Origin of the sequence: Pseudomonas sp. NPDC047961 (genome assembly GCF_050272435.1) — a bacterium.
In the GTDB taxonomy this organism is placed as follows: domain Bacteria; phylum Pseudomonadota; class Gammaproteobacteria; order Pseudomonadales; family Pseudomonadaceae; genus Stutzerimonas.
The window spans coordinates 647,038-659,982 of sequence record NZ_JBNNMD010000003.1 but is presented as its reverse complement, the minus strand read 5'-3'; the positions used below and the strand labels follow the sequence as shown (position 1 = coordinate 659,982).

The window sequence follows — 12,945 nt, the reverse complement described above, 5'->3', positions numbered from 1 at the left end:
CTGTCTACGGTGATTCGGGCAGCCGATCATCGAAGCGTTGGCGCTGTTATAGTAGCCAGCCGTTTCAGGCAGTGATGACGCCGGCGCAGCTAACCGTCGTTCTGATCACTATCATTTTTGCCGTTATCAATTTGAACGAAGGTGAAACTTACGCGATCGAGGGACGACCCTGTTCGTGCTGTTCGCCTCCTTCATTGTGCTTGCGCTGATCGGGCTATGACCTGCTCAGTCGTACGGAAACCTCAATGACGTTGCGTATTTACCTCGCCGGCCCCGGTGTGTTCCGGTCGGACGCCCTTGAACATGGTGAGCGGCTCAAAGCGTTGTGTAGCGAGTTCGGCTTCATCGGTTTGTATCCGCTTGATAAGCAGGTACCGAACGGGATCGTGGCACCGCGTGAGCAGGCGGCGTGGATCTACCGGGCTAACCTGGACTTGCTCGATCAAGCCGATGCGGTGCTTGCCGATCTGAACTTCTTTCGCGGTGGTGAGCCGGACAGCGGCACCAGTTTCGAAGTCGGTTATGCCGCGGCTCAGGGCAAGTCGATCTATGGCTATCTGGACGGGGAGGGCAGCTATGCCGAGCGCCTGCAGCGCCAGCATCCGCAGCTATGTGGTGTGTCCGGCCTCGATTGCGATGGGCTGCAACTAGAGGCGTTCGATCTGCCCGTGAACTTGATGCTGGCTGTGCCCGCTACGCTGATTTGCGGTGGGCCGCGTGAGGCCCTGCAATGCATGGCCAAGGCGCTGCGCCCAACGCCGCATGCCTAGGCTCGCCTGAGCAAACTGGCCGTCGGCCCTGGCGCGGCAGTTTGCTTTTGACGGGCGTGTTTGCGCTCAAGATTGGCGAATCGAAGAACTGAGAAGCTGACTGCTCAGTCCTGGCGCCGGCGAGCGTCGCTGCTCGCCGGTCATACGACTCGCCAGTCTTTTGAGCGAAACCTCAGCGGTGGGGCTAGCCCGCGATCAGCTCGCGTGCCGCCTGGCTGTGGTTGGCGATCAGTCCGGCCACGTCAAGGCTTTCGATTTGGCCGTCGACCACCCGCCACTGGCCACCCACCATCACCCGGTCGGCCCGGTCAGCGCCGCACAGCAGCAGCGCGGAAATGGGGTCATGGCTACCGGAGAAACGCAGCTCGTCGAGCTTGAACAGGGCTAGATCGGCCTGCTTGCCCACCGCCAATTCACCCACATCTTGACGACCCAGCAGCCGAGCCGAACCGCGCGTGGCCCAACCCAAGGCCCGCTCAGGCGTGATCTCTTCTGCACCGTAGCGCAGGCGCTGGATGTATAGCGCCTGCCTGGCTTCTAGAATCATGTTGGACGCGTCGTTGGAGGCCGAACCATCCACGCCAAGACCGATTGGCGCGCCTGCCGCTTCCAGCGCGACGGTGGGGCAAATGCCCGACGCCAGTCGCATGTTGGAGCATGGGCAATGGCAGATGCCGGTGCCGGCCGCGCCGAGGCGGGCAATTTCGTCCTCGTTGAAGTGAATGCCATGCGCCAACCAGGTGCGCTCCGATAGCCAGCCGACGCTGTCCAGATAATCCACCGTGCGCAGGCCGAAGCGCTGCAGGCAGAACTCTTCTTCGTCCAGGGTTTCGGCCAGGTGCGTGTGCAGGCGCACGTCGTGGTGTTCAGCCAGAGCGGCGGTAGCGCGCATGATTTCCGGTGTAACTGAAAACGGCGAGCAGGGCGCAAGGCCGATCTGGATCTGCGCGCCGGCGCCGCGCTCGTGATAGCGGCCGATCAACCGTTCGCTGTCTTCCAGGATCGCTTCGGCCGTCTGCACGGTGTGTTGCGGCGGCAGCCCACCGTCGGCTTCACCCAGGCTCATGGAGCCGCGGGTCAGCATGGCGCGCATGCCCAACTCGCGAACAACGTCGATCTGCACGTCGATGGCGTTTTCCAGGCCATCCGGGAACAGGTAGTGGTGATCGGCCGCGGTGGTGCAGCCGGACAACAGCAATTCGGCGAGCGCGACCTTGCTGGCGAGCGCCAGGCGATCCGGCGTCAGGCGTGCCCAGACCGGGTACAGGGTCTTCAGCCATGGAAATAGCGGTTGATTGACCACAGGGCCCCAGGCTCGCGTGAGCGTCTGATAGAAGTGGTGGTGCGTGTTGATCAGCCCTGGCAACACAACGTGTTCACGGGCATCGAAGGTGCTGTCGACAGGCGTCGAGGGCGATTGCCCGGCGTCGAGCATTTCGACAATCACGCCTCTCTCGATTACCAGCCCGCCAGGGGCTTTCTGATCGTTGGCGGTGTAGAGGGCGAGGGGGTTCTTGATCCAGATACGGCTGGCAGTCATGGCCGGCTTCTCCTGAGTTGAGTTCAGAAATGAGCCAGCTCAGTTATGCCCTGTCTGCTGATCCAGGGGTCTCGTCGGGACGCCCAGATGGGTGTCGGGTAAGACGCGACGCAGAGCACGATAAAGGCCCGGCCCTCGCTTGTCATCCCCTACGTGCGCGCATGAAAAAGCCGGGCATTTGCCCGGCTCCTTCTTTTGCCTCGATTCAGCCGCCCAGGTAGGCGTCGCGAACCTTGGGGTTGACCAGCAGCTCCTCACCGCTTCCCTGCATGACGATGTGGCCGTTCTCCAGCACATAAGCCCGGTCGGCCAGCTTCAGCGCCTGGTTGGCGTTCTGCTCGACCAGGAAGATGGTTACGCCATCTTTGCGCAGCTGTTCGATGATGTCGAAGATTTGCTGAATGATGATAGGCGCCAGTCCCAACGACGGCTCGTCAAGCAGCAACAGCTTGGGCTTGCTCATCAATGCACGGGCAATGGCGAGCATCTGTTGCTCACCGCCGGACATGGTGCCGCCACGCTGCTGGAAACGCTCCTTGAGTCGTGGGAACAGCAACAGCACCTTGTCCAACTGCTCCTGGAAGTCCGCCTTGTTGGTGAAGAACCCACCCATGGCCAGGTTTTCCTCGACCGTCAGCCGAGCAAAGATGCGCCGCCCTTCGGGCACCACGGCAATGTCCTTGCGCATGATGTCGAAGGTCTGCTTGCCGACCAGCTCCTCGCCCTCGAAACGGATGCTGCCCTCGGACGCCATGGGCGTACCGCAGAGCGTCATCAGCAGGGTCGACTTTCCAGCACCGTTGGCGCCGATCAGGGTCACGATCTCGCCCTTGCGGACTTCCACGTTGACGTTATGCAGCGCTTGGATCTTGCCGTAAAAGGTCGAGACGTTTTCGAAATACAGCATGGTTACGCCTCTCCCAGATAGGCTTTGATCACGTCCGGATTGTCACGAATCTGCTCCGGCGTGCCGTCAGCCAGCGGACAGCCCTGGTTGATCACCACGATATGGTCGGAGATGCTCATGACCAGCTTCATGTCGTGCTCAATGAGCAGAACCGTCACGTTGTGCTGGTCACGCAGCATGCCGATCAGCGCTTTCAGGTCTTCGGTTTCCTTCGGGTTCAAACCCGCTGCCGGCTCGTCGAGCATGAGGATGCGCGGACGCGTCATCATGCAGCGCGCGATTTCCAGACGGCGTTGCTGGCCATAGGCAAGGGTGCCGGCCGGGCGGTTGGCAATGTCGGTCAGGTTGACCTGATCGAGCCAGTGCGCGGCGAAATCCATTGCCTGGCGCTCGCTCTTGCGAAACGCCTTGGTCTTCAACAGGCCGGACAGAAAGCCCGTGTTCAGGTGCCGGTGTTGGGCGACCAACAAGTTTTCGATGGCGGTCATGTCCTTGAACAGGCGAACGTTCTGGAATGTCCGCACCACGCCCTTGCGGGCAATCTTGTGGCCGGGCAGGCCCTGGATCGCTTCGCCGTCGAGCAGGATCTTGCCGTCGGTGGGCTGGTAGAAGCCGGTCAGGCAGTTGAATACCGTGGTCTTGCCGGCGCCGTTGGGGCCGATCATCGAGACCACCTGTTTGTCATGTACGGTCAGGCCCACCCCGTTGACGGCCAGAAGGCCGCCGAAGCGCATGGTCAGGCCGCTTACTTCGAGAATCGGGCGGCTCATCGCTTCAGCTCCATGTGGGGGCGTTGCATGGGCAGCAGCCCCTGCGGACGCCAGATCATCATCAGCACCATCAAGGCGCCGAACATCAGCATGCGGTACTCGCTGAACTCACGCATCAGTTCAGGCAGCAGGATCATCACAATGGCGGCGAGAATCACCCCCAGCTGCGAGCCCATGCCGCCCAGTACGACGATGGCGAGGATGATGGCCGATTCGATAAAGGTGAACGATTCCGGTGACACCAGTCCCTGGCGCGCCGCGAAGAAGCTACCGGCGAAGCCTGCAAACGTTGCACCTAGGGTAAACGCGGAAAGCTTGATCACGGTGGGGTTCATGCCCAGCGCACGGCAGGCGATCTCATCTTCACGCAACGCTTCCCAGGCGCGGCCGATAGGCATGCGCAGCAGGCGGTTGATGACGAACAGTGTCAGCAGCACCAGCAGCACGGCAATCAGATAGAGGAAGATCACCTTGTTGATCGACTGATATTCAAAGCCGAAGAACTCGTGGAACGTCTGCATGCCCTCGGCAGCGCGACGGTCGAACGAGAGGCCGAACAGTGTTGGTTTGTCGATGCCGCTGATGCCATTGGGGCCGCCGGTGAGATCGGTCATGTTACGCAGCAACAGACGGATGATCTCACCGAAGCCGAGGGTCACGATCGCCAGGTAATCCCCGCGCAGACGCAGCACTGGGAAGCCCAGCAGGAAACCGAACAGCGCGGCCATGGCACCAGCAATCGGCAACGCGACCCAGAACCCGATCCCGTAATAATGCGAGAGGAGGGCATAGGTATAAGCGCCAACGGCATAGAACCCGACGTAACCAAGATCCAGCAAGCCGGCCAGGCCGACCACGATGTTCAAGCCGAGGCCGAGCATCACGTAGATCAGGATCAGCGTGGCGATGTCCACCGCGCCGCGTGAACCGAAGAACGGCCACACCAGTGCCAGCAGAATCAGGCCGATGATGATGTAGCGCTGGGTCGATGGCAGGGTCAGGAAGTTGCCCGCACCAGCCGGTATGCTCGGTAGGTTGGGGGTCGCCGCCCAGCCAGCCGCCGCGTGGTGGCGGAACAGCTGCCAGAAGAACATGGCCACGGCGCAGGCCGCGATGATCCAGAACGTCGTCGCGTCGCTGCCATGAACTTCGAGGCGAATGCCGACGGTGGTGAGTTTCAGGCCGAACACCGGTACCGCTACAGCGAATACCAACAGTGCGCTGAAAAAGGCAGTGCGCAGATTGCGAGTCATACCTTTTCAACCTCCGGACGGCCGAGAATGCCGGTCGGACGGAACAGCAGCACCAGTACCAGCAGGCTGAACGCGACCACATCCTTGTATTGATCACCAAAGATATCGGCGCCGAACGCTTCAGCGACACCCAACACCAGGCCGCCGAGCATGGCGCCCGGGATGCTGCCGATACCGCCAAGCACCGCAGCAGTAAAGGCTTTGATGCCGGCCAGGAAGCCGATGTGCGGGTTGATCACGCCGTATTGCATGCTGATCAGAACGGCTGCAACGGCCGCCAGCGCAGCGCCGATGACGAAAGTCAGGGCGATGATGCTGTTGGTGTTGATGCCGAGCAGGTTGGCCATCTTCAGATCTTCGGCGCAGGCACGGCAGGCGCGGCCCAGGCGAGAGCGGGAGATGAACAGCGTCAGACCCATCATGGCAATGATGGTGACGACAAAGATCAGCACCTGCATGTAGGAAATCACCACCCCGTTCATGGCGCTTTCGCCAAAGATGAAGTTGCCGGGCATCAGGTTGGGGATCGCCTTGTCTTTGGAGTCCTGGGAAAGCAGGACGACGTTCTGCAGGAAGATCGACATGCCGATCGCGGAGATCAACGGGATCAGTCGGTTGCTGCCCCGTAGCGGTCGATAAGCAACCCGCTCGATGCTGTAGCCATAGGCGCTGGTGACGATCATGGCGGCGGCGAACGCGCCGATCATGAGGATTGGCAGCGAATCGAGCCCCATCATGGTCAGCCCGACGATGGCGATAAAGGTGACATACGACCCGATCATGTACACCTCGCCGTGGGCGAAGTTGATCATGCCGATGATGCCGTAGACCATCGTGTAACCGATGGCTATCAAGGCATAGGTGCTGCCGACGGTCAGGCCGTTGATCAGCTGTTGGAAGTAGTGGTAAAGCTCAGGCATTACGTTCTCCTGAACACCCGCAGCCGTGCTTGCCGCCAATGCGGACCTGCTTCGAAAACGCTGCAGGGAGAATGCAGCGCCGTGGACTCGGTGCGGATCACGCACCTACCTGTCGAGGCGGGCCAGTTCTACAGGCCACTCGCTTGGTTGAAAGTGTTGCTGGGCGTCCCGTGCTTGTGGCCGGGTTGGCTCCGATCAGCTAAAACAAAGCCCACGGCGGATGCCGTGGGCTTTGGGTCGGTTGGTTATAGGTTCACTTGGCTTCGGTCTTGGTGCCGTCCTGGTGCCATTCGTAAACCACGAAGTTGAAGTCTTTCAGGTCACCCTTCTCGTCGAACGAAAGGTTGCCGGTCGGAGTATCGAAGGTGTTGCTGCGCAGCGCTTCGGCCACCTTGGCGGTGTCGGTGCTGCCGGCTTTCTCGATACCCTCGGCAATGACTTGAACAGCCGCGTAGGCCGGGAACACGAACGGGCCGCTCGGGTCCTGCTTCTTCGCCTTGAATGCGTCGACCAGCTTCTGGTTGCGCGGATCCTGATCGAACGACTTCGGCAGGGTGACCAGCAGGCCTTCGGAAGCCGGGCCTGCAATGGCGGAGATTTCCTTGTTGCCTACGCCTTCAGGGCCCATGAAGCGGACATTCAGACCCTTTTCCTTCGCTTGACGCAGCAGCAGGCCCAGCTCTGGGTGATAGCCGCCGTAGTAGACGAAGTCGACATTCTCCTGCTTGAGCTTGGATATCATCGAGGAGAAGTCCTTGTCGCCAGCGTTAATGCCTTCGAACAGGCCAACCTTGACGCCTTTCTTCTCCAGGGTTTCCTTGACCGCGGTCGCGATCCCTTCGCCGTACTGCTGCTTGTCATGGATGACAGCCACATTCTTCGGCTTGACGGTGTCAGCGATGAAGTTACCGGCGGTCGGGCCCTGCAGGCTGTCCAGACCGATGGTACGGAAGATCAGCTCGTAGCCACGAGAGGTGATGTCCGGGCTGGTCGACGCTGCGGTAATCATCAGAATGCCTTCGTCTTCATAGATATCGGACGCCGGCTGGGTGGAGCTGGAGCAGAGGTGACCTACGACGAAGCTGACCTCGTCGTTAACGATCTTGTTGGCAACCGCTACGGCCTGCTTGGGGTCGCAGGCGTCGTCATAGACGATACCTTCAAGCTGCTGACCGTTGACGCCACCTTCCTTGTTGATTTGCTCGATGGCCATCTGGGCACCGATGAACTGCATGTCCCCGTACTGCGCGACAGCCCCGGTAACCGGACCGGCCAAGCCGATCTTGATGTTGTCGGCGGCCAGCGTGTAGCTCGCTGCACCCGTCAAAGCGATAGCCATGAATAGTTTCGAAAGACGCTGCTTGGTCTTCATATGCGCTCCACTTGCATCATTATTGTTTGGATCCTGCGGGCTGCAGTGTCGTTAAGGGCTCAACGTCCCCAAACGGTACGGCAACTGTACCGGCACAGTGTAGAAGCGTCAGCACCTGTTTGCACAGTCAGGAATTCCATCCGCTTGATGAGATTTACCCGAGCGCTATCATTGCGCCCCTTTAGACCGGGTGAACCTCATGAGCGAAGAATCAAGCACTCTCTATGCCAAGCTGCTGGGTGAAACAGCCTCGATTACCTGGCAGGAGCTGCAACCGTTCTTTGCTCGTGGCGCGCTGCTGCGGGTGGCCAGTGACTTTGATCTGATCGCTGCGGCACAGGCGGTCGCTGAGGATGATCGGGAAAAAGTGACCGCATGGCTAGCAGAAGGCCATCTCGGCAAGCTTGAGGCAGAGCAGGCCCAAGACTGGCTTGAACGCGATCCGTCACTCTGGGCCGTTGTTGTTGCGCCCTGGGTGTTGGTGCAGGAAAGGGCAGCGAAGCCCAGCCTGCACTGATTCAAGTCAGTCGCTAGCTGCGCACCCAGCGCTGGCGCGCCCAGCCACTCAACGCATCGACTGCCAGTACCATCAGCAGCATGGCCAGAATGACTGTCGAGGCTTGGGCCTCCTGGAACAGGCTGAGGCTCATGTAAAGCATCTGTCCGAGGCCGCCGGCGCCGACAAAGCCGAGCACGCTGGCCATGCGGATGTTGTTCTCCCAGCGATACAGCGTATAAGCCATGATCTGCGGCCATAGCGTCGGAAGGGTGCCGTAGCAGAACGCACCGATCCGCCCACTGCCGGCCAGCCGCAACGCCTCGCTTGGCGCGCTCGGTGTGTTTTCCAGTGCTTCGGCGAACAGGCGACCCAGCACACCGGCTGTGTGCAGCGCCAGGGCCAGGGTGCCAGCATTCGGTCCCAGGCCCGCCGCCAGCACCATCAGCGCCGCCCAGACGAGTTCGGGTATCGCACGAAGCGCATTGAGCAGCAGTCGTGAAGCACCCTGGGTGACCAATCCGAAGCGTCCGGAGGCTGGCAGCGCCAGTATCAAACCGAGCACAGCCGCGAGAAGCGTGCCGATGGCCGACATCGCCAGTGTTTCCAAGGCGCCGTAAGCGATTGCGCGTAGGTGCGGTGCCGACAGATCTGGGCTGAAGAAAGCAGCAGCGTATTCGCCCATTTGCACTGCGCCATCACGGCTCATCAGTGCGCTGGTGTCGAGCTGCAAGTAGGCGAACGAAGCGACCACAGCCATGATTAGCAATAGCGGTAGCGCATAGCGAGCAAGCGACTTCATACGAACCTTCTGCGCAGCAGCTGGCTGAACAGATCCGCCAGCAGCACCAGCAGGAGAAAGGTCAGCAGCATGCTCGCCACTTCGCCGCCAGCGAACATGCGCATCGACAGATCCATCTGCTGACCCAACCCGCCCGCACCGACAAAGCCCATGACGACCGACGCACGGATGGCGCACTCCCAGCGATAGACAGTATAGGACAGCATCTCGCCCGTTGCCTGTGGCAGCACGCCGTAGGCAAACGCCTGCAGACGTGAACCGCCCGCGCCGATCAATGCGCGCGTCGGCAGCGGATCGACCGACTCGAAGATTTCTGCGTAGACCTTGCCGAGCATGCCGGCGTAGGTGATGGCGATGGCCAGTACGCCAGCCGTTGGACCAAGGCCGACGGCCCGCACGAAGAGCAGCGCCCAGACGATTTCCGGCACGCTGCGTAGCAGGATCAGCAGCCCTCGAACGGGCCAGCGAACGGCCTGCGCCCACCAGTGCGGACGACCGCCGCGACTCAGGGCCGAAATCGACAGCGCGCGCGTTGCCAGAAGCGCGCAGGGAATGGCTACAGCAAGCGCCAGCGCCATACCCGCCGTGGCGATGGAGAGCGTTTCCAGCGTTGCACGTCCCAGCAGAAGTAGAAATTCCGTGTCATGTGCCGGAGGCCAGAAACCGGACAAAAAGACGCCCATGGTGTCGGCGTTGCTGCCATCGACGAGCACGCTGAGATCCAGCTCGCTTAATGACAGTCCAGGCCAAAGCAGAGCCAGCGCTACCAATGTCAGCAACAGGCGTGAGCGAGCGGCAGGGTCGCGCTGGGTGAGGGCGGGGTTCAGCATCGAGGAATATGCAGGCTCTGGCCCGGCGTCGGCTCAACACGTGCGAAGCCTTCTAGCTGGTCGTTGGCATAGAGCGCATCGAGCTCGTCCGCCGTCACGGTGTTGGATGCTTTATCGAACAGGATTCGCCCGTCACGAACCGCGATCACCCGAGGGAAGTGCTCCAGCGCCAGCTCGACCGCGTGCAGGCTGGCTATGAGTGTGGCCTGGCAACGCGTCGCTTCGCGGTTTAGTACGTTCAACGAATAAGCCGCTAGCACCGGGTCCATCGCGGATACCGGCTCGTCTGCCAGCATGAGCCTCGGGCTCTGGTACAGCGCACGGGCGATGCCGACGCGCTGCAACTGACCACCGGACAGCTGATCGCAGCGCTCATAGAGCTTGTCTGCCAGATCCAGCTTCCCCAGTACTTCGGCTGCGCCGTTCTTGTCCAGCGGGTAGACCAGGCTGAGCAGACTGCGGCCGAGCGACCATTGCCCCAGCCGCCCGGCCAGCACCGAGGTAATCACGCGTTGGCGAGGTGGCAGCGGTGGTGCCTGATGAATTAGACCGATGCGACCACGCAGTTTCTGCCGGGCACCGACTGATAACGCCCAGGGCTGGCAGCCGAGCAGTTCGAATTCACCATTGCTCGGCTGCACGTGCGTGGCAAGCAAGCGCAACAAGGTGGTCTTGCCTGCGCCAGAGGGACCGATGAGCGCAACGCGCTCGCCTTTCGCGATCTGCAGGTCAACGTCGCGCAGTGCGACGTGACCGTTGGCATGGCAGTAGCTTACGCCGGACAGGCTCAGGGCCGGTTCGGTCTGGTTTGTTAGCGAAGTGCGCGGGCTCGAAGACAGCATCGTCACGCTCATTCAAGCGTGCTCGCCTGGTACTGCCCGAGCGGTCCGCAGAGTTGCAGCGGACCGACTGGCGGAACTCACTTCAACAGGCCAGCGGCGCGCGCGGCTTCCTCGATGCCTTCGTAATTTTCCGGGCGCGTTTCGATGAAGCGTGTTGCGGCCTGAAGATCAAGAATCTTCTTGTGTTCCGGGTTCTTCGGGTCGAGTTTGAGAAACGCGTGTTTGATCTTCTCGGCCAGCGCTGGCTCCAGGTTGCCGCGTACGGTCCAGTTGTAGTCGTAATAGGGCGGCGTGGTTGAGATCACCCGCACCTTGTCAGTGTCGACCTTGCCAGCCGCGACCAGCTTGTCCCAAACCGAGGCATTGAGTACGCCACCGTCGGCCTTGCCAGCTTGAACCCAGGCGGCCGTGGCGTCGTGGGCGCCGGAATAGGCGATGCGCTTGAAGAACTGCTCGGGGTCGATGCCGTCCTTGATCATGAAGTAGCGCGGCATCAGGCTGCCGGAGGTCGAGGACACGGAGCCAAACGCAAAGGTCTTGCCCTTGAGGTCCTGCAGCGTTTTGACCTCGGGATCGGCAGTGATGAATTTGCTGGTGAATTTCTCGTCCTGCTCACGCTGTACGAGCGGGATCGCATCGCCCGTTTTCAGGCGAGTCTGGACGAAGGTGAAACCGCCGAGCCAGGCCAGGTCGAGGCGGTCGGAAGCAAGTGCTTCGACAACTGCCGCGTAATCGGAGACCGGAGTGAATTTCACCGGCATGCCCAGTTCTTTTTCGAGGTATTGGCCCAGCGGTTCGAACTTGCGAATCAGCTCAGTCGGGGCTTCGTCGGGGATGGCCGATACGCGAAGTACGTCGGCGGCATGGGTGGTGGCAATAGACAACGAGAGGGCAAGGCCGGTGACGGCTGCCAGGGTGCGCTTCAGCATTGTGGTTCTCCGGTTCAATAGCGGAAAAAGCGCGCGGATTATAGAGGTAGAAGGCTGCGCCAACGCAAGCGTCTGGCCGAGATGGCGCTGCCGCTTGGCGAAACGGAGGTAAACGGCGGGGTGTGGCGAGTTTGGTGCGCTGTCTATCCGGCCGGGAACCCACATGTACTGTGCCAGCCCCCTGCATAGGCGCAGGTGAGAATGACATGGATCAAATGATGTTCAGCTCAGAGCGGAGAATGATGGCAGTAGTGGCATTTAGATATTTAAGTGCCATCAAGGTTTGACTAGAATCTTGGGCCTTCAAGGACGAGGGTTGCGGCATGAGTGATTTCAGAGAAGAAAAGCGGAAGCTTCATGCGCTGCGAAAACACATCGATGCGCTCTTGGCGAGCGGCGCCGTTATTACCCAGCGGGATCCGTTAATCCTGCTCGATGGCAGTCAGGCCCTGCGGGTCGAGCACGGCATGCTCATCAGTTACTACAAATCGCTCGCGCTGATCGAGCCGACCACAGACGGCGAATGGCCGGAGTCATTGCGCGATATGGCTGCTGATCTTTGCTGCCGTCAGCTCGACGAGGCCATTGACACCGAGCTTGAAAACAATCCGGAGAATGGCGCTTCGGTCAAGCAAGGCCAAGCGTGCTAATGCAGGACGATCAGCTAGCGGTGATGCACACCCGGGCCGGCAGATGACCGCCATGCGCTCCGAACGTCGTGAAAATCATACGTTGCGCCGGCACATCGATTATTTGCTCAGCGCCGGAGCAGGCCTGACCGAGCGCTGTCCGATCACCATCGATTTTCACGACTGCACACTCACGGTGCGTAATGGAAGGCTCTTCAATGAGACCGGCATTCGGAGCTTGGTTGCCGTCATCGCCAGGCATGTTTGGCCGTGCTCAGAATCACGGCACGTCGCTGTCGAGATTTGCCTGGGTCAGCTTGTTGATACTCGTCAGGATGACTTCGGTACCTCTGGCGAACCGAAGAGAAGCCCCATGATGCATAGCATTTCGAAGCGCTAACGCATAACGCTGCGCCCACAGATTGACTCTGGGCGAGTCCATAACGCAAGGTCGGTGCGGCAGATTCGAAATTACATTTGTGATGCTTGTCACATTTAGTAGAATCCGCCGCCTTTATGGATGATGGCTTTTTGATATGGATTCGACCCGGGACAAGCGCGCACTCCATGCCCTGCGTAAACACATCGACGGACTGCTCGACGCGGGGGCGGTAATCACCTCGCGAGACCCGCTCACAGTTCTTTCAGCTGGCGAAACCCTAAAGGTGAAGCATGGGATGCTCGTCGGCTATACCGACATCCTGGATATGATCGAACCGGTTACCGACCATGAGTGGCCAGAGTCTTTGCGCCAAATGGCCGTAGACCTCTGCGTCAAGCAGCTCGACCAGGCTATCGAAGCGCTCAACCGCAGCAGCGTGATCGCTGAGGTGCATGTTGCCGCCAACGACAGCTCGATCACTGGCTGAATCCCCGCCGCGCTCC

General features: G+C 60.6%; 15 protein-coding genes. 5 read left to right on the top strand and 10 right to left on the bottom strand.

Annotated elements, in window-relative coordinates:
* Nucleotides 1–245 precede the first annotated feature (245 nt).
* On the top strand, nucleotides 246–770 hold the full coding sequence (locus ACQKIK_RS13855; protein ID WP_499136353.1) for a nucleoside 2-deoxyribosyltransferase: 525 nt from the start codon (nucleotides 246–248) through the stop codon (nucleotides 768–770).
* A 184-nt stretch (nucleotides 771–954) separates the two neighbouring features.
* On the opposite strand, the gene ACQKIK_RS13850 is transcribed toward ACQKIK_RS13855, so the two are convergent.
* The 6 genes from ACQKIK_RS13850 to ACQKIK_RS13825 all read right to left on the bottom strand — a co-directional run bounded on the left by ACQKIK_RS13850 (nucleotide 955) and on the right by ACQKIK_RS13825 (nucleotide 7,532).
* On the bottom strand, nucleotides 955–2,310 hold the full coding sequence (locus ACQKIK_RS13850; protein ID WP_499136352.1) for an 8-oxoguanine deaminase: 1,356 nt from the start codon (nucleotides 2,308–2,310) through the stop codon (nucleotides 955–957).
* 205 nt (nucleotides 2,311–2,515) lie between these two features.
* Nucleotides 2,516–3,217 carry an ABC transporter ATP-binding protein gene (locus ACQKIK_RS13845; protein ID WP_200637448.1) on the bottom strand — a complete coding sequence of 234 codons (702 nt, stop codon included), beginning with the start codon at nucleotides 3,215–3,217 and terminating at the stop codon, nucleotides 2,516–2,518.
* A 2-nt stretch (nucleotides 3,218–3,219) separates the two neighbouring features.
* On the bottom strand, nucleotides 3,220–3,987 hold the full coding sequence (livG, locus tag ACQKIK_RS13840) for a high-affinity branched-chain amino acid ABC transporter ATP-binding protein LivG (RefSeq protein WP_148924536.1): 768 nt from the start codon (nucleotides 3,985–3,987) through the stop codon (nucleotides 3,220–3,222).
* The gene (locus tag ACQKIK_RS13835; protein WP_486036574.1) at nucleotides 3,984–5,240 is read right to left on the bottom strand and encodes a high-affinity branched-chain amino acid ABC transporter permease LivM; all 1,257 of its coding nucleotides are present in this window, start codon (nucleotides 5,238–5,240) and stop codon (nucleotides 3,984–3,986) included. The genes livG and ACQKIK_RS13835 overlap by 4 nt, the downstream gene beginning before the upstream one ends.
* Nucleotides 5,237–6,160 carry a high-affinity branched-chain amino acid ABC transporter permease LivH gene (livH, locus tag ACQKIK_RS13830; RefSeq protein ID WP_045425061.1) on the bottom strand — a complete coding sequence of 308 codons (924 nt, stop codon included), beginning with the start codon at nucleotides 6,158–6,160 and terminating at the stop codon, nucleotides 5,237–5,239. The genes ACQKIK_RS13835 and livH overlap by 4 nt, the downstream gene beginning before the upstream one ends.
* Nucleotides 6,161–6,413: 253 nt before the next feature.
* Nucleotides 6,414–7,532: a branched-chain amino acid ABC transporter substrate-binding protein gene (locus tag ACQKIK_RS13825; protein WP_499136351.1), complete on the bottom strand. Its 1,119-nt coding sequence runs from the start codon at nucleotides 7,530–7,532 to the stop codon at nucleotides 6,414–6,416.
* 199 nt (nucleotides 7,533–7,731) lie between these two features.
* Here ACQKIK_RS13825 and ACQKIK_RS13820 point away from each other — a divergent pair, with 199 nt between their 5' ends.
* Nucleotides 7,732–8,049: a DUF2288 domain-containing protein gene (locus ACQKIK_RS13820; RefSeq protein ID WP_128118774.1), complete on the top strand. Its 318-nt coding sequence runs from the start codon at nucleotides 7,732–7,734 to the stop codon at nucleotides 8,047–8,049.
* A gap of 13 nt (nucleotides 8,050–8,062) precedes the next feature.
* Here ACQKIK_RS13820 and phnE read toward each other — a convergent pair whose 3' ends face one another.
* The 4 genes from phnE to ACQKIK_RS13800 all read right to left on the bottom strand — a co-directional run bounded on the left by phnE (nucleotide 8,063) and on the right by ACQKIK_RS13800 (nucleotide 11,431).
* Nucleotides 8,063–8,830: a phosphonate ABC transporter, permease protein PhnE gene (gene phnE / locus ACQKIK_RS13815; protein WP_499136350.1), complete on the bottom strand. Its 768-nt coding sequence runs from the start codon at nucleotides 8,828–8,830 to the stop codon at nucleotides 8,063–8,065.
* Complete coding sequence (locus ACQKIK_RS13810) at nucleotides 8,827–9,660, bottom strand: PhnE/PtxC family ABC transporter permease (RefSeq protein WP_499136349.1); 834 nt, start codon at nucleotides 9,658–9,660, stop codon at nucleotides 8,827–8,829. Before ACQKIK_RS13810 ends, phnE begins: the two co-directional genes overlap by 4 nt.
* The gene (locus tag ACQKIK_RS13805; RefSeq protein WP_499136348.1) at nucleotides 9,654–10,502 is read right to left on the bottom strand and encodes a phosphonate ABC transporter ATP-binding protein; all 849 of its coding nucleotides are present in this window, start codon (nucleotides 10,500–10,502) and stop codon (nucleotides 9,654–9,656) included. The genes ACQKIK_RS13810 and ACQKIK_RS13805 overlap by 7 nt, the downstream gene beginning before the upstream one ends.
* 77 nt (nucleotides 10,503–10,579) lie before the next feature.
* Nucleotides 10,580–11,431 carry a putative selenate ABC transporter substrate-binding protein gene (locus tag ACQKIK_RS13800; RefSeq protein ID WP_046162537.1) on the bottom strand — a complete coding sequence of 284 codons (852 nt, stop codon included), beginning with the start codon at nucleotides 11,429–11,431 and terminating at the stop codon, nucleotides 10,580–10,582.
* A 323-nt stretch (nucleotides 11,432–11,754) separates the two neighbouring features.
* On the opposite strand from ACQKIK_RS13800, the gene ACQKIK_RS13795 reads away from it, so the two are divergent.
* The 3 genes from ACQKIK_RS13795 (at nucleotide 11,755) to ACQKIK_RS13785 (ending at nucleotide 12,929) form a co-directional block, all read left to right on the top strand.
* Complete coding sequence (locus tag ACQKIK_RS13795; protein ID WP_499136347.1) at nucleotides 11,755–12,081, top strand: hypothetical protein; 327 nt, start codon at nucleotides 11,755–11,757, stop codon at nucleotides 12,079–12,081.
* A 52-nt stretch (nucleotides 12,082–12,133) separates the two neighbouring features.
* The gene (locus tag ACQKIK_RS13790) at nucleotides 12,134–12,460 is read left to right on the top strand and encodes a hypothetical protein (protein ID WP_499136346.1); all 327 of its coding nucleotides are present in this window, start codon (nucleotides 12,134–12,136) and stop codon (nucleotides 12,458–12,460) included.
* 136 nt (nucleotides 12,461–12,596) lie between these two features.
* Nucleotides 12,597–12,929, top strand: coding sequence for a hypothetical protein (locus tag ACQKIK_RS13785; protein ID WP_499136345.1), 333 nt, complete (start codon nucleotides 12,597–12,599; stop codon nucleotides 12,927–12,929).
* Nucleotides 12,930–12,945 lie beyond the last annotated feature (16 nt).